This is a genomic window from Nostoc sp. CHAB 5715 (genome assembly GCF_020829685.1).
In the GTDB taxonomy this organism is placed as follows: domain Bacteria; phylum Cyanobacteriota; class Cyanobacteriia; order Cyanobacteriales; family Nostocaceae; genus Nostoc.
In genome coordinates, this window is record NZ_JAIVFR010000026.1 from 1 (window position 1) to 16,743 (window position 16,743).

The 16,743-nt window shown below is 43.3% G+C and carries 15 protein-coding genes and 1 pseudogene; 5 read left to right on the plus strand and 11 right to left on the minus strand.

What is annotated here, in order from left to right; translation table 11 throughout:
• From LC574_RS02750 to LC574_RS02785, 8 genes are all read right to left on the minus strand, one after another.
• On the minus strand, positions 1 to 2,771 hold a 2,771-nt coding region (locus tag LC574_RS02750), incomplete at its 3' end, for a choice-of-anchor I family protein (protein ID WP_229451400.1).
• Positions 2,772 to 3,036: 265 nt separating this feature from the next.
• Positions 3,037 to 3,297 carry a hypothetical protein gene (locus LC574_RS02755; RefSeq protein ID WP_229451401.1) on the minus strand — a complete coding sequence of 87 codons (261 nt, stop codon included), beginning with the start codon at positions 3,295 to 3,297 and terminating at the stop codon, positions 3,037 to 3,039.
• 231 nt (positions 3,298 to 3,528) lie between these two features.
• Entirely contained in the window at positions 3,529 to 4,305 is a 777-nt protein-coding gene (locus LC574_RS02760; RefSeq protein WP_229451402.1) for a COP23 domain-containing protein, read from the minus strand.
• Positions 4,306 to 4,385: 80 nt separating this feature from the next.
• On the minus strand, positions 4,386 to 6,020 hold the full coding sequence (locus tag LC574_RS02765) for a M48 family metallopeptidase (RefSeq protein ID WP_229451403.1): 1,635 nt from the start codon (positions 6,018 to 6,020) through the stop codon (positions 4,386 to 4,388).
• Positions 6,021 to 6,320: 300 nt separating this feature from the next.
• Positions 6,321 to 7,088, minus strand: coding sequence for a Uma2 family endonuclease (locus tag LC574_RS02770; RefSeq protein WP_229451404.1), 768 nt, complete (start codon positions 7,086 to 7,088; stop codon positions 6,321 to 6,323).
• Between the two features lie 202 nt (positions 7,089 to 7,290).
• Positions 7,291 to 7,461 carry a photosystem II assembly protein Psb34 gene (locus LC574_RS02775; protein ID WP_229451405.1) on the minus strand — a complete coding sequence of 57 codons (171 nt, stop codon included), beginning with the start codon at positions 7,459 to 7,461 and terminating at the stop codon, positions 7,291 to 7,293.
• A gap of 283 nt (positions 7,462 to 7,744) precedes the next feature.
• Positions 7,745 to 8,791 carry a DUF1611 domain-containing protein gene (locus LC574_RS02780; RefSeq protein ID WP_229451414.1) on the minus strand — a complete coding sequence of 349 codons (1,047 nt, stop codon included), beginning with the start codon at positions 8,789 to 8,791 and terminating at the stop codon, positions 7,745 to 7,747.
• Between the two features lie 196 nt (positions 8,792 to 8,987).
• Positions 8,988 to 10,043, minus strand: a complete 1,056-nt coding sequence (locus LC574_RS02785) for a dipeptide epimerase (RefSeq protein ID WP_229451406.1) — start codon at positions 10,041 to 10,043, stop codon at positions 8,988 to 8,990.
• Between the two features lie 368 nt (positions 10,044 to 10,411).
• On the opposite strand from LC574_RS02785, the gene LC574_RS02790 reads away from it, so the two are divergent.
• Together LC574_RS02790 and LC574_RS02795 are read left to right on the plus strand one after the other, a co-directional pair.
• Entirely contained in the window at positions 10,412 to 10,870 is a 459-nt protein-coding gene (locus LC574_RS02790; protein WP_229451407.1) for a hypothetical protein, read from the plus strand.
• Between the two features lie 8 nt (positions 10,871 to 10,878).
• Positions 10,879 to 11,214, plus strand: a complete 336-nt coding sequence (locus tag LC574_RS02795; protein ID WP_229451408.1) for a hypothetical protein — start codon at positions 10,879 to 10,881, stop codon at positions 11,212 to 11,214.
• Positions 11,215 to 11,371: 157 nt separating this feature from the next.
• Here LC574_RS02795 and LC574_RS02800 read toward each other — a convergent pair whose 3' ends face one another.
• Complete coding sequence (locus LC574_RS02800) at positions 11,372 to 12,295, minus strand: nucleoside hydrolase (protein ID WP_229451409.1); 924 nt, start codon at positions 12,293 to 12,295, stop codon at positions 11,372 to 11,374.
• Positions 12,296 to 12,310: 15 nt separating this feature from the next.
• On the opposite strand from LC574_RS02800, the gene LC574_RS02805 reads away from it, so the two are divergent.
• Positions 12,311 to 12,742, plus strand: coding sequence for a nucleoside deaminase (locus tag LC574_RS02805; protein WP_229451410.1), 432 nt, complete (start codon positions 12,311 to 12,313; stop codon positions 12,740 to 12,742).
• 156 nt (positions 12,743 to 12,898) lie between these two features.
• Here the strand turns inward: LC574_RS02805 and LC574_RS02810 are convergent, their stop codons facing one another.
• Together LC574_RS02810 and LC574_RS02815 are read right to left on the minus strand one after the other, a co-directional pair.
• Entirely contained in the window at positions 12,899 to 14,023 is a 1,125-nt protein-coding gene (locus tag LC574_RS02810) for a metallophosphoesterase (RefSeq protein WP_229451411.1), read from the minus strand.
• Positions 14,024 to 14,311: 288 nt separating this feature from the next.
• A complete protein-coding gene (locus tag LC574_RS02815; protein ID WP_229451412.1) occupies positions 14,312 to 14,716 on the minus strand; it encodes a hypothetical protein in 405 nt (134 codons plus the stop codon).
• A 730-nt stretch (positions 14,717 to 15,446) separates the two neighbouring features.
• Here LC574_RS02815 and LC574_RS02820 point away from each other — a divergent pair.
• Entirely contained in the window at positions 15,447 to 16,319 is an 873-nt protein-coding gene (locus LC574_RS02820; protein ID WP_229451413.1) for an S-methyl-5'-thioadenosine phosphorylase, read from the plus strand.
• A 103-nt stretch (positions 16,320 to 16,422) separates the two neighbouring features.
• Positions 16,423 to 16,743: pseudogene (locus LC574_RS02825) on the plus strand (hypothetical protein); the annotation flags it as partial.

A 16,743-nucleotide genomic window follows, 5' to 3' on the forward strand; every position in this document is an offset into this window, starting at 1 on the left:
GCTCCATTGTCTGCTAATACCCAAATTTCTTGTGATGTACCAAAGCTTGCAGTGGGTGAAGTGGCGATCGCATTATTGACCTGTACTCGCATTGCTTCTAAACTTTCGTAGAAGTCGATGCCATCCTGGGCAGGATCAAAGGTGGTCGTTCCAGTTTCAATATTACCAGTCGTGTCGTTATCGATTACTGTAGTTGGGATGGTTCTGCCGCCATTACCTAGAATTGTGGCAGTTGGCAAAGCATTGCCACTGGAGAGTGTGACAATTGTAGAACTAGTAATTTCTGTTCTCGTCAGGTTATTTGCATTATTACCGGGACGAAACTCTGCGACTGTTCCAGTGACTAATATAGAATCGCCGACGGATACGGTTGGTGCTGATGAGGTGAAAACGAAAATAGCTTCGGAAGTGCGATCGTCGCTATCTGGGTTGGGGTCTTGCAAGTAAAAACCATTACTTGCTGTAACCGTGACAATTCCCGCTACATTGCTGACGGTTTGACCTCTCAAGGATGAGATATGCCTCGTTCCCTGAATGTCGCTAATGCGAACGGATGGAGTTACTTCAAACACCGCAACCGTCTTACTGACTTCGTTCGTGGTAACTAATAAAGGCTTGCCTGTGGGACTCTCAGCCGCCGAGACAAAGGTTAGCCCTTCGATCGCAATATCTTCGGGAGTATTGATATATTGAACGAAGCTTGGCGCTTGCGGGTTTGTCACCTCGTAAACGATGACATCGCCAGTACGTTCTAAACCAATAAAAGAGTATGTGCGGTTATTGATGACTCCGATCGCTACGCCTTCGGGTTCAGGCCCTTTGTTATCGCTGCGGGTGTCAAAGGTTGCAGCTGTACCATCTGAGTTAAACAGAGTTGGTACTTTGGTTGCGGTGATTTGTTCAAATTGGTCGCCACTGTCGAATATCTGATTACCGCTTGCATCCCAGATAGAAAAGGAACGTCCCCCAAATGCTTCGATGCGATCAAAATCTCCGTCTTTGTTAGTGTCTCCTGTGGCATTTGTAACTGTTAACCGTCCCAGGTTGGTGTTTTGCTTGAGGGTAGCCGCATTGGGAAAAACTGTTGGATCTAAAACATATCCGGCTGCACCAACCCGGATTTCTTCGCTAAAACCAGTGTAGTCGCGGGAATCTCCTTCGTTGGCGGTGATGTAGTAAGTTTGTCCGTTGGTGGTGAAGCTAGCGATCGCATCGGGTTGATATAACCCAAACACTGGCACATTCCGAATATTGATCCCACCATCCTGATCGCTAGCATCTAATCCATTACCTGGGAGATTGTGATTTTTCGCACCCAGAGGTAAAATGCTGGTGATGGTGGCGCTGGCAATATCTAGAATAGCGATCGCATTATTTTCTTGCAACGTAATCCGTGCAGTTTGACCATCTGGAGATACAGCAATATACTCTGGTTCTAAATCTTGTGCCACCGTTGAGCCGGGGCCAGTGATCCGCACGCCTGCGGCTTGGAGTGCGGCAATCTGGCTATTGAAACTCGTAAATAAGGCTTGGGCAACGGTTGCACTGGCGACGCCACCAGAAATGTCAATAATGCTGACTGAACCTTCAGGATCTACTGAATTCGCTTGCCCGTAGCTGTTGGGTTCTCCTTCATTTGCTACTAATACCTTCGTGCCATCGGGCGTAAAGGTGAGCATGTCAGGTAATGCACCCACTGCTACGGAGTTTAAGAATGTGCCACTGGCGGCATTGTAAAAACTCACCTGTCCTGTCTGTTGGGCATTTGTGGTGGTGTTTTGAATGGCGTAGGCGACTGCGACAATACCATTTTTCACCGCAACGCTGTTGGGAATAGCTTGTGTCCCTGCTCCCGGCGTAAATCCTGTTGTCAAAGAACCAGCCGAGGTTAGCGCCCCTATATTGCTGACAGTATAAACTTCAACTATGCTGCCAGCAACCACAAACAGGCGATCGCTTCCAGAATCAAAGGCGGATATTTCGGCTCCATTAGTACTGGTGAAGCCACCAACTTTCTGCAAAAAGCTGGAGTTATTGTTGGTAATTGTAATATTTTGGGAAGTGGTGCTGCCCAGGATAATGCCTGCTTCAGTTCCTGAATTCGTGTTGACGGATAAGTTGACTGTGGGATTTCCACTAGCGATCGCAAATGCTGTCAAGCTAAAAGGTATATCAGGAGCAGTACCATCAATACCTTGATCGCCAGTACCGTCCTGTGTCTGCCAGTTAGCAGGATTGTTAATCAACGGGAGATATGAAGCGAAGTTTGCTTGTCCACTGCGAGAACCATTGTATGCAGCAATATCTACATCATCATCAACAGTGGATAAGTCAATGGCATTAGTGCCTGCTGTTAGTCCTGTGTTAGTTAAAACACCATTTGCAGTACTGAACCCACCACTAGCGATCGCTGTGATAAAAGTGGGAGAGGTTGCATTTCCTTGATAGGCGTAGATAGTCTCGTCACTAGCAGCAATACCCCTGTTTGTACCCCGCCCAGTAACGCCAGTCGCTGCGTTTCCTGTGCTTGCAGTTATCGTTCCAGTTCCTATGTTGTCGATGCTGACAATTGTGCCTGCGGTTACTAAAGAAGTAGCACTCCAACTAAATGCACTCTCGTTTGTGTCAACCCAGGCAGTGCCATTCCACTCGTTATCCTCGAAAATAATTACTTCACCAGGGTTAATGTCAACGAGCGCCACAAAAGCGATATTGTCATTTCCATCTGCATTAAAACCTACAAATGCGATATTTCCGGCTGCAAGTGCCATAAATTTTCCTTAGAAGTTGTTTTCACGATTTATACTGACAACACCATTGATCCGGGTATTACAGGCTTTGGTTTGAAAGTTTTAAAAAATCAACCAAATACATAGGTAATAAAAAATGATGCCTACGGTGGTATACGCACTTTTGAATGAAGCTAGTTACCTTACGTTTAAGAAAGACTTGAAAATTTGCTAATCAAGAATAATCTATCGCCGAAGTAAAATCTATCAAAATTTGATTACCATACACATGAAACTATTTACACATTCAAGAACCGAAGAATAAAAGAGGTGTCTTAGTACAGCATTTCATTAATTCGTAGCGAATTAAATTTGGCAATGCCAATGCATAGACTGACAATGCCAATGCATAGACTAACAATGCCAATGCATCGACTAACAATGCCAATGCATCGACTGACAATGCCAATGCATCGACTAACAATGCCAATGCATCGGCTAACAATGCCAATGCATCGACTAACAATGCCAATGCATCGGCTAACAATGCCAATGCGTCTCCTTGCATTAAAAACGTTACGATTTTACGCAAAGCTGTACTTAGTAAAACAAATACATGCTTTGGTAGTATTAATCCATATTCAGCAACTTAAAATTATCTCAGCAACATTAAGAAACCGCTAGCAAAAGGTTAAAACAACAAATATTTGCGATGCATTTCCTCTATCCATAAAAAAGGCGGACAAGATGCCCGCTTCACAATCAGTAGTTGGATATTTTTATTGAAAGCCACTATTGCCTACCGGAACTTACGAGGATTTAAGCGAACAGAGTTAGGCTGAGACTGACGACGAATTGCTACTCCATTGCGGAGATTTCTAGCGGTACCTCCATCTTTGCGATCGAGGAAAGGTTTAAGATTAATCCCACTTCTCGATGAACTAACCCGATTATTGCCACCGCCTAGAAGTGTGCGTCCTAAATTATATAATTCATTAGCTCCACTACTGCGATCGCCATAAGTGTTAACGGCTATAGTCTGTTGTCCACTGTCAGCAGTAGTCAAGTTCTGAAAAATACTATTACGGATAACAACAGGATCTTTTCCAGGAGGTACTGTCAGCACAATTCTACAGGTTGGGTTAGCTTCTGTTGTGACACAGACAATATTTTCGTTATTTTCGACAGATGTCTGAAGTTCTTGTAAGCCATCTGGGCGATAAAGTTCTAAACGACTGGCAATTGCTGTACAACGCCTTTGTGCATCCCAACCACCGCCCAAAGTCGCAGGCGCAGCCCAAGCGAAGTATTGGCCTGGTTGACTTTGTGGCTGATACATAACGGTGTATTGACCATTGTAAGTCTGACAGGTAAACCGAGTTGTACCGTCAGGTGAGGGTGAAGGTGGTATCCCTGTTGATGTGTCTATTGGTACTGATGACCCATCTGATGGTACTGTTGGTACGACAACCCCATCGCCAGTAGAGTCATATTGCGCCATTGCTACGGAATTGCCCAGACACAAAGATAAGCCAAGACTACCCAAAGATATCAATCGAAGCAGTTGTGATGGCATAAATCATCCTCCAGTAGAAATAGGTAGGGAACTGATAGTTTAAGTGACGAATAATTCTATGTTTTGATTCATCAAAAACGCTATTTTTTTTCCTCTCTTGTTTTCTTCTCTTCGAGTAGCTTTTTCACCCGTGCTTGAATTTCTAGATGACGCGCCACTCCTTCATAGGCGTAACGGTTGTAGCTACTACGGGTAATCAGGTTTTCTAAATAACTAACTCGCTCATTACCGCCTGGGTGCGAAGATAACCAACTAGGAGGAGCATTTTTTTGCTGTTTTTCTAGCGTCACCATTAAGTTACGCAAACCATCAGCAGCGTAGCCAGTGGCAACAATTAGGCGTGTGCCGAGATTATCTGCCTGACGTTCCATGTCGCGGCCGTAACTGAGTGCAAAAAGTTGACCGATAGTGCCGCCCAGAGGTAGATATTGAGTAACGTTAGAGATTAGGTTGCCTTGGCTAACTAATTGAAAACCGTGGGATAAAACTACATGGGATAATTCATGACCGATTAAGCCAGCTAATTCTGCTTCGGAATTAGTTTTAGCGATCGCACCCGCATTAATAAAAATTTTACCCCCAGGTAATGCAAAGGCGTTAAGGCTTTCCTCTGGAATCACAAAGAATTCGTATTTAAACTCGTCCCGTCCTCCTACCTTCGCCAATTTCTGCCCAATTTCATTGACGTATGCCAAAATAGGTTCGTCTATAATTACACTCAACTGTTTTTTTGCTTGCTTTGCCACCGACTCACCTATGGCTTGTTCACCTTGTAACAGCATGATGGTAGAGTCAAGGGCAGAAAACGGCCCAAGCAGACTACCAGTGACGGCGTAACCTAAAGCACCTGTAATAATATTACCGATGACATTGCCTCTAATTTCTCCTTGTGTATAAGATTTGTAACGTTTCAGATTTTCCTCTGCTAGTTTTGTAAACTCAGGCGCTTGGGGATCTTTAGGGTTGAGAATAGCAAATTGACGCGCCGCCAAGGACGCTTCCATCCATTTTTTATCAGCAGCTAGGGCTGTAACTCTAGCTTTAATTAATTCTGGTTGGTCTGGATACAGCGAAGAAGCCCGTTCTAATATATCTAATGCTTCTTTAGTGCGATCGTATTGTTTCAATACTTCAGCATATCGGATATGACCAGGGATAAATTCCGGATATTGCTCAACTAATAGTTGCAGAGGTACTAAAGTTTTTGTTTGCAATTTTTGTGCTATTCCCGCCTCTGATTCTCGCCAGTAGACTTTACCTCCTGGGGATAGTTGCGTGGGGTCGAGTATGGCAGCTTTACGCTGTTGATTATCTGATGTTTTAGCAAAAGGCTGCTTAACTTCGCGGTAAATTTTTTCCGCCTCTGGGATTTGTCCCGCCAGATAAAGTCTATCCGCTTCTATAAATTTTAGCTGACGGGTGATTTCTTCCGGGCTGAGTGGGGGTTCTGGTGCCGATTCTGGCTTTTTCGGTTCGGAAACTTCAGGGGTGGGTTTTGGTGCTTCTGGCGTTGATGAACGTTGCAGCGCTTCCCGTAACTTTTGGACTTTAGTTGTTTCTGAACTGGGCTTTGTCGTTTCAATAGTGGTAGAGGCAGCAGGTTCTTGTCCCAGAAGGGGTGAAGTTGGCTGCGTCAGGATTATCAAAATTGATGTAGCAGCTGAAAGTAATATCCACTTCCAGGCTGGCAGTAAAGACTTCCAGATTCGTTTCATGCTTGGGTCCACGTATGCAAAAGGCTCTTTTTTAAATTTTATGAGCAATTAGCAAAATACGCATATAGCGATGTATTTTTGTGAGACATTACGCCAACCGCGAACTGTTTGGTGATGCACCCCAGCACTTATTTGTTTAAACTGAGTCACTCAAATACTTGAAAATTTGGCGTTGCTGAATTGAAGTATGAATCTGGATGTAGAGACGTAGCACTGCTACGTCTCTACAAGGATTTTGGTATCATGCAAAATCATTTTCATACATGGAATCAGCAACGCCGAAAATTTTGTCTATATATGCTATAGCAAATTATTTGGATCAATACCTTGAGATTGTAAATAGGCAATTAGCCGTTCTTTTTGCTGGCGTTCCTGTTCGGCACGCTGGCGTTCCTGTTCGGCACGCTGGCGTTCCTGTTCAATTTGTTCTACTGCCCAAAGCAACAAATTACCTGCCTCATCCCACCAGCGCAACCAGTAACCAGTTCTAGCTTCTTTTGTTCCTTGCCAAGTTCCCAGAAATAAACCCATTGAATCAATCCAATGACGACCATTTTCATCAGGTTGCTTTAACTCGTAGCGGCTGTTTTCGAGTTGATAAAATTCTAATAAACCGCCATTTGGGTCAAAAATTACGTAAATTGGGACTTGAAGAATCTGCTCATAAAAAAACCATTTTCCTGGTGGATAGGTTCGCTTAAAAGAGTATTCTCCACCCTCCTTGTCAGATAGAAATTCCATCACAATTGCCGGAATATTACCCTCTAAATTGGGTGTATAGCTTTTGCGTTCTCCTAAAACTTGATTTACCGATGGCACATAAACCCAGTCGGGTGCTTTAGCTACAAATTGCCCGTTTATCGTTGCACAAAGTCCAAAATTCGAGGCTATCAACATCTGCGGTTGGATGAAACCACTTATCTCAAGGCTTTCGCGCAAAGCACCAGCTAATAGTGGCTGACCTGTATTTTCCACTGGTTCATCCTCTAGGTGAAAATCTACGGGCAACGCTTCCCAAGATATTATCAGTTCTGTTGAAGATTTGGTTTCACCGAGTTGGGTTGTCATAAACACCCCTTTTTATTGATTTGTCTTTATTTTATGGGCGATCGCAGTTATCTTACAACGTCGCCGTTTGGAATGCGATGCCTGCGACGGGTTACGCCAACGCACAGGATTAAAAAACAAAAAACCCCGGCGAAACTAGCCGAGGTCAGAGAGAGAGGTACGAATGACGATGAGATACAGCGATACCAAAATCTAAAAAATCTTAGCTAACGCTAAAACCAACCAAAACTAAAGTTGTGACTATTAAAGTCGCAAAAACACCCTGTAAAACGTATTTACGTTGTTCCCAAATTGCTGGGTACTCGGCGTAGTACATCTTGGGTTCAGCTGGGTAGTTATTGAGAACGCCGTCTTCGTTAGTGGTGGTATACATAGTTTTTTCTCTTTTTTGTTTGCTTATGTAACTAAATTTAACAATATTGTTACAAAACGTCAAGAGGACTTGACAAAAAAAGGCTGATGATTTTAATAAAAGTTACTTATCAGGCATAGGGGATTTAGGCGAAGCTGCTCCAGCCGCCGAAAGCGCCATATATTACGCAATTTTTTAAATCGCAAAATCTAAAATGGTATAAAAGAGTAGAAACACGTTAGTGTAGCGATTTCGCGTCTCTACTAGTAATCGTATTTAGCACTCCATCTGTTGCAATCATTATTTAATTCTTCATTACCGCATCCAAAAGCACATTGGCATCAAAGCGGACTACATCAGTGCAAGGTAGTCCGGTTTCTGCTATTGTTTGAGCGATGCTTTCCTCAGCCGCAGACTGATCTAAATGGGCTGTGTTCAGCGCTATACCAACTACAGAAACACTTCCAAAAGCACCACCGGCACTAGCAACAGTTTCATAAAGCCGAATCACTTCTGGTAAAGGTGGAATTAGTACATGGGGATGATTACGTACATGAACTTGTCCCGCCCGATGCACCAACAGCAGTTGGGTTGGTTGCGAACCACGGATTAGGGGTAAGGTTGCCGTTGAACCAGGGTGTAGCAGTGAACCTTGTCCTTCAATGTGCAGAATGTCGTGGTTTTTGCCATAGCGCATAACTATCTGTTCTACAGCACCGGCGGCAAAGTCTACCCGCACGGCATCTAAAGCCACGCCGTCCCCTTCTAACATTACCCCAGTTTGACCGGTGGCGAGGAATTTAGAACGCCAGCCTCGCTGTTTTGCTGCCCAATGTAACTCTAGGCTAGTTGACATTTTACCGATCGCCATGTCGGTTCCCACTGTCAAAACCCGCCGACAGTCAAGAGTGCGTGCCATTCCACTAGCAACACTTATATTAGGCGGCTCTTTGCGTACATCCCAAATTAGTTGCCCTGGTTTGAGCAGTGCATTTAACTCTGGTATGTTTGCCATTGGTGTATGTAAACCATTTACTAGCGACATTCCAGCTTCTAAAGCGTCTTTGATTTCCAGCCAGTAATCATCTGGTACAGCACCACCTCCCGGAGCAATGCCTATTACTAAGACTTCTGGCTTGTATTCAAGGGCTGCGGCTACCGATGCTACAATCGGCACATCACGCTTGATATTTGTTAATTCTGGTAGGGATTTACCAGCACACTCGCGATCGATTACGGCTACGATTGGGGCTTCACTGTAACGTAAAATTGCCAATCCTGTTTTGCCGTGATGCCCAGTAATTCCCTCATGCAGCAAGATAGCTACTCGTTGATTAAGTGATAGAGGCACTGTGTTCATAGGTGTCAACAAAACCCTAGAAATAGCTTAACTGTTGGCTTCCTTACCCGCCTGGAACTAAAGTTCTTTGGCTTTCAGCTAAAGTCTACTGAAGTAGACTAAAGATTTTTGGTTATATTTAGTCATCAAAAGATGACTTTTGCTATTAGCAAGGAAGTGAAGTTCCTTGCGAGACATAACTTTTACGTTAAGTTGACACGTATGCACTGTGTTGTACCCCCAAACCTGGTAAATCGTTTGGCAAAAGTCTCCCTTCTTTTAGCAATGCACCCGTAAAGGGATCATCGATTAAATTGAGGTGACTGTCTAAATCTAGATAATCAGCTAGTGGTGCTAACTGTAATGCTGCTGTATTAGCAAGCGAACTGTCAGAATAGCAACCGAACATTACTTGTAACCGATATGCTCGCGCTGTATGTACCATTCGCATTGCCTCGGTTAGTCCCCCTGATTTCATCAGTTTGATATTAATACCATCCACGTAGTTTGCCAAATGGGGAATATCGAAGCTTGTGAAGCAACTTTCATCGACAAAGATGGGCAGGGGAGAGTGTTCTTTGAGTTTTGCTAAACTTTTTTCCTGCCCTCGTGGTAATGGCTGTTCTACATATTTTATACCTAAATTAGCTAGCCAATTGCACATTGCGATCGCATCTTCTAAGCTCCAACCCCCGTTGGCATCAACAAATAATTCTGGTAATGGTGCTTCTTCTCGCACTGCTAAGAGCATTTTTTTATCTGCATCTATGCCATCTGGACTACCTAGCTTCACCTTGAAAAGGCGGACATCAGTAAATTGTAACCAGTCTCGCGCTCTAGCCCTGGCTCCTTCAGGTGAATTAATCCCAATTGTGACAGAAGTCGGTACTATTTGGTTGCGATCAAGTCCCCAAATTTGCCATAAGGGTAATCCTACGCGCTTACCCAGCCAGTCGTGCATTGCTATATCCAAGGCAGCTCTTGCAGCAGAAGGAATCTGGTTTTGTGTTAAAACTTGCTCAATTTCCTGTCGCTGTAAGGGGCTAAATGCTTGCAATAGCGGCACAACTTGCTGTAGTGCGTCTTTGATTGCATCAGTTGATTGCCGATGATTACCCACACCAAATGGTGATGCTTCCCCCCAGCCTTCGATATTATCATGTAAAATCCTTATCCATACATTCGTTGTTTGTGCTGTTGTACCCCGACTAATAGTCAACGGAAACCTTTTGTTTACTGGAAATAACTTTATATTTATTTGCATACTTGTTATACATATTATGTTATGAAAGCCAGTGTAAGTTCAAAGTTTAGATTATCAAATGATATTTAAAAATTGTCTGTATAAAAAATAGTTTGGCTAGTTTGTGTTATTAGTGGAATGGTAAACGAAAACAGCAGCGATCGCAAGTGAGGCACAAGCGACTAGAGAGGCGCGGCGATTTAACCGCCCAAGCAAAAAGTTCATTCGATTCACTCCTTGGTGGGTTTTTTGATTTGAAGTTGATTGGTTTTTATAAAGATAATGCTTGAGACGAATTATATACTGAAGCTTTTACAGCAACTTTTTTGGGCATTTTGGCATAGAATAATATTAATAAAGTTTCTATATAGTGTCCTCGTAAGGATGATGTGCAGAATTTTTCTGTATATCACCGTGATTATGCTCAGGACAGAGACCAAGTAGATAAATTCAGGGTTCCTAACGTGGATGTTCTAATTGAGTCAACAAGAAGCTTTGAAAAGGATCTTGGCAGACTAAGTGAAGATGAAAAAGCCACAACGGTTAAAAAAATTAATGATTGCGCTAGCCTCTTCCTAACTCAAAAAGCTGACGTTTATCGTAAGTTGCGTCGTCTTCCCCTACCGTCAGATATTAATGGCTATGAATCTTCGCTTTACACGCTAAGGGTTTCGCAGAAACTAAGGGTAATTTTGACAGTTGACGAAGATCCAATTTTTGGGCAAGTTATTTTTACTCTTTTTCGGGTGGTCAAATATGATGAACTCGATAAGGCATATAAAGGTGTGGCAGAGACTTTGTATCAAGGATTACTCCACCACAATCAAAAAACTGCCCGGATCTCGTAAGTTGGTTTATGGCACAAACCCTTACTCTCTGTGATGAATACGGCATTATTTATCAAGCCATGAAGATTTTGCCAGATGACGAGCTAAAGATTACTTTTCTTGAAGCCTTGGCAGAGCTTGAAGATAACGAGTGTCACAGAACAAGAAAATTTCCAAAAACGAGGCTGCACAAAATAAAAGGTGTGAAGCAGGCAATTTATCGTGCTGATATCGATAAAGTCTCAGGTTGGCGCATCCATGTTCAATACATTAATGGGCAAATTCATCTCAAGGATATTATCGAAGGGCAAAGACACGATGATGTCATTGAGGTGATTAAATCTAAAAAGGCACGCTATGAGTAATTTTCAGTATTAAATAGTACCGTACCTAAAAAAATCTTTGTACGGGAATGTCCCAATATGGTCAGTTGAGTTGCAGAGGTTGTCTGCATCCGGTGAGCTTGGTCGTTACTTTTCGGTGGCGAGTTTGAGTATCCACGCCACCTAATTTTTTAGTTTTTTATCTTGCCCATTGCTGCAAAATATAAGCGTAAAAAGCATCTTTATCTACCTTATCCATTGCAGAAATTTTCCGACCACCAGAAACTACTTTAGTACGTCCTTGACTAAGACCAGTGGTGATAATTTCTGTTTCCCATTCGCGCAACTGATAAAATTCTGGATGTCCCAGATAAGCTGTTGCTAAGACATCCCAAAAATAATAATCTTGGGGGATAACTAGTGCATAACATTGTCCGGCTAAATCAGAGATGGGATAGTGGCGTTGTCGTCCCATTTTGTATACTAACTCCGATGTGACTGGGACATTGTTAGTTAAATCCAAAGGACACATAATAATTTCAATTTGGGTTTGCCATACCCGCGCTGCTGAATTTGCGTCCCAATAAACATTCCATTCGGCAGAACCATCTTGTCCTGCTTCCAAACTTTTTTCTACATTGCCACCGACATTTAATGCACCCCCCATCCAAACAATTTTGTGAATCTTGGCTTCAATGTCTGGTGCTTTGTCCAAAGCCACTGCTACTGTGGTCAATGGCCCAGTTACCATCAACGTTACGGGGTTTGATGCCTCCCGCAACACCTTGATTATGAAATCTTGACCTGTTTCGGCAACCAAGGGCGTAGTGATGGTTTCGCTTTGATTGAGAATGGGGAGATGGTCAACGATAAACGAATCACGGCGATAGAGAGTAGGAAATGGATTGATACCGCGCACGGTGCTTTCTGCTACCGGGATATGAGAAAATCCCATCAAATCTATAATTTTACGTGTGGCGCTAACAGCCGGTTGAATGTAGCAATCTGCTGGAGTGACGACAACACCAAGGAGTTCAATATGATCCATCGTCAACAGCAGCATAGTTGCTAGATAATCATCTACACCGCCATCGTGATCCATTAATACTAGTTGTTTTGTCATAACAGGAGAATTAATATGGATGAGTTTATGGAAACTGCTATTCAAGAAGCAAAACAAGGCAGACAAGAAGGGGGAATTCCCATTGGTTCGGTTCTCGTCAAGGATGGGAAAATTCTCGGCAGAGGACACAATAAACGTGTACAAGACGCTGATCCTGTCACCCACGCGGAAATCGATTGTCTCCGTAATGCTGGGAGAGTTGGCAGCTACAGAGGTACTACACTCTATTCAACTTTAATGCCGTGCTACCTGTGCGCTGGGGCAGTGGTACAATTTGGGATTAAAAAAGTCATCGTCGGAGAATCCAGAACTTTTCCTGGTGCTAAAGAATTTATGGTATCTCACGGTGTGGAAGTAATTGATCTTAATCTTGACGATTGTGAACAAATGATGAGTGAGTTTATTGAAACTAACCCGCAACTTTGGAATGAAGATATTGGTAATTAGAGACGCGATTAATCGCGTCTGTACAAGAGTTGCCCGCGTCTTGGTGACTTTTGATGGGAGAATTATGGTAGGAGCGATCGCTATCTAAACAGCAGAATAAGAGACTCTTTAACCCAGACAAAAAAGTTACCTCCACACGGACACTTCTTATCACTCCTAACCCAGTAAAAGCGTGCTGTTATTATCAATCAGTGTCAGAGTTCCATTATTAGCCATACCTGGGTTGGGCTGCGCCAATGCACCATAGGACTGAATGTAACGCCGCACTTCTAGCGGAAATTGGGGGTAATCTAATACTGCATCTCCATCGGCAATAGTTGCCCAGAACTCGCGCAAACTAGGAGCTAATTTTTTTGCCTGTGATAATGGTAAATTTAATGGAGAGTGAGTTAGTAGCTTGATTAAGAAGGGGAAAGAGCGATCGCCCATCCACTGCCGCGAGGAATGTTGCAAGTTGGGGAAATCAGGCACTGACTCAACCCGATGGGATAAAATTTGCAACGATTCTTTACCTTGGTTATCCCGATGAAACTCTAGCACCCGATAAGGGTGAGGATAGCTCACTAAAGAACCAGTGGTAATATCATATACTCCATCTGAGTAAGCAATATCTTGAACGTGCAAATGCCCCGTAAATACTAGCTTAACTCCGTAGCGCCTGAGCAACTGCAATAATTCTGCTGAATTGGACAACATGTATCGATTTGCTAGTGGATGGTTCGATTGATTGGGCAAATGCTCCACTACATTATGATGCACCATCACCAAAACTAATTCATCAGCAGATGCCGCTAGCACCTCTTCTAACCACCGTAGCTGTTTGGCATCCAAACACCCCACCTGCTCACCTTGGTCATTAAAGGAGTTAGAATTCAGTCCAATCAGCTTAACTCCAGGCAATAACTGACGAATGTAGTAAATCTGCTGCGGATCTTCATAGCCAAACTTCGTGTAATAGTAAGGAAAATCCGCAAAAGCGATTGATTGCTGATCAGCTAACAGCACAGGAACGTCATGATTTCCAGGAACAACATAGACGGGAAAAGGTAGCTGGGCTAAAAATTGTTGCAACCAGGCGTGGTTCTCTGGTTCGCCGTGCTGGGTTAAATCTCCTGGCAACAACAAGAAATCTAAATCAAGTTGTGTTAAATGTTCTAGTACACTTTTAAACGCCGAGATACTGACTTCTACTAGATGGAATCGGTTGGGATGATTCCATATTGTGTGGGGAAGTGCCAGGTGTAAGTCACTGACTACCGCAAAGCGAAAATTGAGAGCCATTGATTTATGAAAATGTTAAAAGCAGAGGTTAAAACAAGCCTTTTCTCAAAAGTATAACGCTTGCTTTGTTTCGCTGCTGGGGAGTGCATTTACTTAACATTTGTATACATTGAGCAGAGATTACACGCTATGCTGACAATTAATTTCAAGGCTGAATATAACCCAATACGCTTGGGATAAGCTTTTTTCTCCCCCCCTGCAACACCAGCATCCCCTGCTCAAGAACAGCCTGCCTCAACAGATAAATTTCTTAATCCAAGCGTATTGGCGATCGCTCTATCCAGTCCACTAATCCTGTGATACAGTTTTAGTATCCTCACTAGCCACTTCCTTGGGAGTCGTCTTTAAACGTGTCGCTGTGCTTTTGCGGATGCGATCGCTTTTGCGAACACCACCCGCCATTTGATATTCATAGCTATCTTTGCCGTACTTAAAGGCAACTCCCAAGAGCATTTTCGCAGTTAGATCGCTTAAAGTTCTATCCAATTCGTCCATCTCAGTTTTAGAAGAGTCAATCGCAGCTAGAGCAGTATTATAAGCATCAATCTTGGTACGGTATTGCTCAATTAGTTGTGTCATGCTTTCCAAGTTGCGCCCATCGCCAAAATCCATAGTAGGATCGATGGCTTTAAGTCCTGCTGTTCTGAATTCAGCTTTTTCGAGAACGCGGTATGTACGTTTTTGACGAGACATAAATGTATCCTTTTTATCTGCTTTAGAGCTAGTTTGCCTCACTAAAACTGGATCTTAGTTCAGTAAAGTCCTCAATAATTAGTATTTAATATAACTATTAATTCAGTATTTAGCGCAAAAATCATGATTTTGTCAATGAAAATCGTGATTTTGTCAATGAAACTCATGATTTTGTCAATGAAACTCGTGATTTTGTGAATGAAAACCATGATTTTATTAATGAACCAGATTTCAAGTTTCCCCCCTTAAATCTTTGGTAGATGAAGTTTTTCCGAATAGGTGTCAACTTAACGCAAAACTCATGTCCCGCAAGGAACTGAAGTTCCTTGCTAATAGCGAAAGTCATCTGAAGATGACTAAATATATCCAAAAATCTTTAGTCTACTTGAGTAGACTTTAGCTAAAAGCCAAAGAACTTTAGTTCTGGGCGGGCGTGGAAGCCAACAGATAAGCGATTTTTAGCTTAAGTTCTGGGCGGGCGTGGAAGCCAACAGATAAGCGATTTTTAGCTTAAGTTGACACCAATGCCTGCTCCCTGCCCCCTTGCAGCCTTAATAATAAGTCTTTAACCGGACACGATATTAGGGGACTTTTGCAAGAGGTCTAGTGTTAGCGGCACGAAATGCGTTAGCGTAGCTCGTCTTAGACATCGCTTTGTTTCTTGCCTTCTCTGCTACTCCCCTTTTCGGTAAAATAACTTAGCAGATCAGCAAGGAACAGGTTCAGGATCATGGCTCAAGCTAGTATTGGGATTATTGGTGGCAGTGGTCTGTATAAAATGGACGCGCTCAAAGATATAGAAGAGGTGCATGTCCAAACCCCCTTTGGTTCACCATCTGATGCTTTGATTCTGGGGACATTGGATGGTACAAGGGTAGCTTTTTTGGCGCGTCATGGTCGCAATCACACGCTGTTACCCTCTGAGTTACCGTTTCGCGCTAATATCTATGCGATGAAGCAACTGGGTGTGGAGTATTTAATTTCAGCTAGTGCTGTGGGTTCCTTGAAGGAAGAGGCGAAACCATTAGATATGGTGGTGCCAGATCAGTTTATTGACAGAACAAAAAATCGGATTTCAACGTTTTTCGGTGAGGGAATTGTTGCTCACATTGCCTTTGGCGATCCGATTTGTAAGAATTTGGCTCTTTTGTTGGCAGATGCGATCGCATCTCTCAATTTACCAGAAGTTACTCTCCATCGCGGCGGTACTTATGTGTGCATGGAAGGGCCGGCTTTTTCCACTAAGGCGGAATCGAATCTTTACCGCAGTTGGGGTGCAACAATCATTGGGATGACGAATTTACCAGAGGCGAAGTTGGCAAGGGAAGCCGAAATTGCATACTCAACTTTAGCGCTGGTGACAGATTATGATTGTTGGCATCCAGATCACGACAGTGTGACGGTGGAATTGGTGATTGGCAATTTACTGCGGAATGCTGTGAATGCTCAAAAAGTAATTCAAGAAACTGTGCGGCGCTTAAGTGAAAATCCACCGCCGAGTGAGGCGCATTCGGCGTTACAATATGCGATTTTGACTCAGTTGGATAAAGCACCAGCAGCGACGAAGGAAAAGTTAGGGTTATTGTTGCAGAAGTATTTGTAGTATTGCTGATGAATGAGCGATCGCTACGACAGGCTATTCAATGACGCAGTTTCTTAGTACAGTTTTGCATAAAAGCGTAGTGTTTTTAATGTAGGGGAACACAATGGCATTGTCAAGCGACACAATGGCATTGTCAGGCGACGCATTAGCATTGTTAGCCGACACAATGCCATTGTCAGGCAACACATTGGCATTGTCAGGCGACACAATGGCATTGTCAGGCGGCACAATGGCATTGCAGGGGATTGCAAAATTTAATTTGCTACGAATTAATGAAAAACTCCACCCACAAGGGGATGGAGTTTTTGGGCATGGGGAATCGGGCATGGGGCATGGGGAAGAAGTTACCAATGCCCAATGCCCAAAGCGGCGGGGCGGCTATCCCTCTCCACCCACGAGGGGATGGAGTTTCCCGCCGCTTTCA

What these genes read in the sequence shown, in the direction of transcription:
- LC574_RS02755 (WP_229451401.1), bottom strand. Translation starts at nt 3,297, where the DNA reads ATGCAAGGAGACGCATTGGCATTGTTAGCCGATGCATTGGCATTGTTA.
- LC574_RS02760 (WP_229451402.1), bottom strand. Translation starts at nt 4,305, where the DNA reads ATGCCATCACAACTGCTTCGATTGATATCTTTGGGTAGTCTTGGCTTA.
- LC574_RS02765 (WP_229451403.1), bottom strand. Translation starts at nt 6,020, where the DNA reads ATGAAACGAATCTGGAAGTCTTTACTGCCAGCCTGGAAGTGGATATTA.
- LC574_RS02770 (WP_229451404.1), bottom strand. Translation starts at nt 7,088, where the DNA reads ATGACAACCCAACTCGGTGAAACCAAATCTTCAACAGAACTGATAATA.
- LC574_RS02775 (WP_229451405.1), bottom strand. Translation starts at nt 7,461, where the DNA reads ATGTATACCACCACTAACGAAGACGGCGTTCTCAATAACTACCCAGCT.
- LC574_RS02785 (WP_229451406.1), bottom strand. Translation starts at nt 10,043, where the DNA reads ATGCAAATAAATATAAAGTTATTTCCAGTAAACAAAAGGTTTCCGTTG.
- LC574_RS02795 (WP_229451408.1), top strand. Translation starts at nt 10,879, where the DNA reads ATGGCACAAACCCTTACTCTCTGTGATGAATACGGCATTATTTATCAA.
- LC574_RS02800 (WP_229451409.1), bottom strand. Translation starts at nt 12,295, where the DNA reads ATGACAAAACAACTAGTATTAATGGATCACGATGGCGGTGTAGATGAT.
- LC574_RS02805 (WP_229451410.1), top strand. Translation starts at nt 12,311, where the DNA reads ATGGATGAGTTTATGGAAACTGCTATTCAAGAAGCAAAACAAGGCAGA.
- LC574_RS02810 (WP_229451411.1), bottom strand. Translation starts at nt 14,023, where the DNA reads ATGGCTCTCAATTTTCGCTTTGCGGTAGTCAGTGACTTACACCTGGCA.
- LC574_RS02815 (WP_229451412.1), bottom strand. Translation starts at nt 14,716, where the DNA reads ATGTCTCGTCAAAAACGTACATACCGCGTTCTCGAAAAAGCTGAATTC.
- LC574_RS02820 (WP_229451413.1), top strand. Translation starts at nt 15,447, where the DNA reads ATGGCTCAAGCTAGTATTGGGATTATTGGTGGCAGTGGTCTGTATAAA.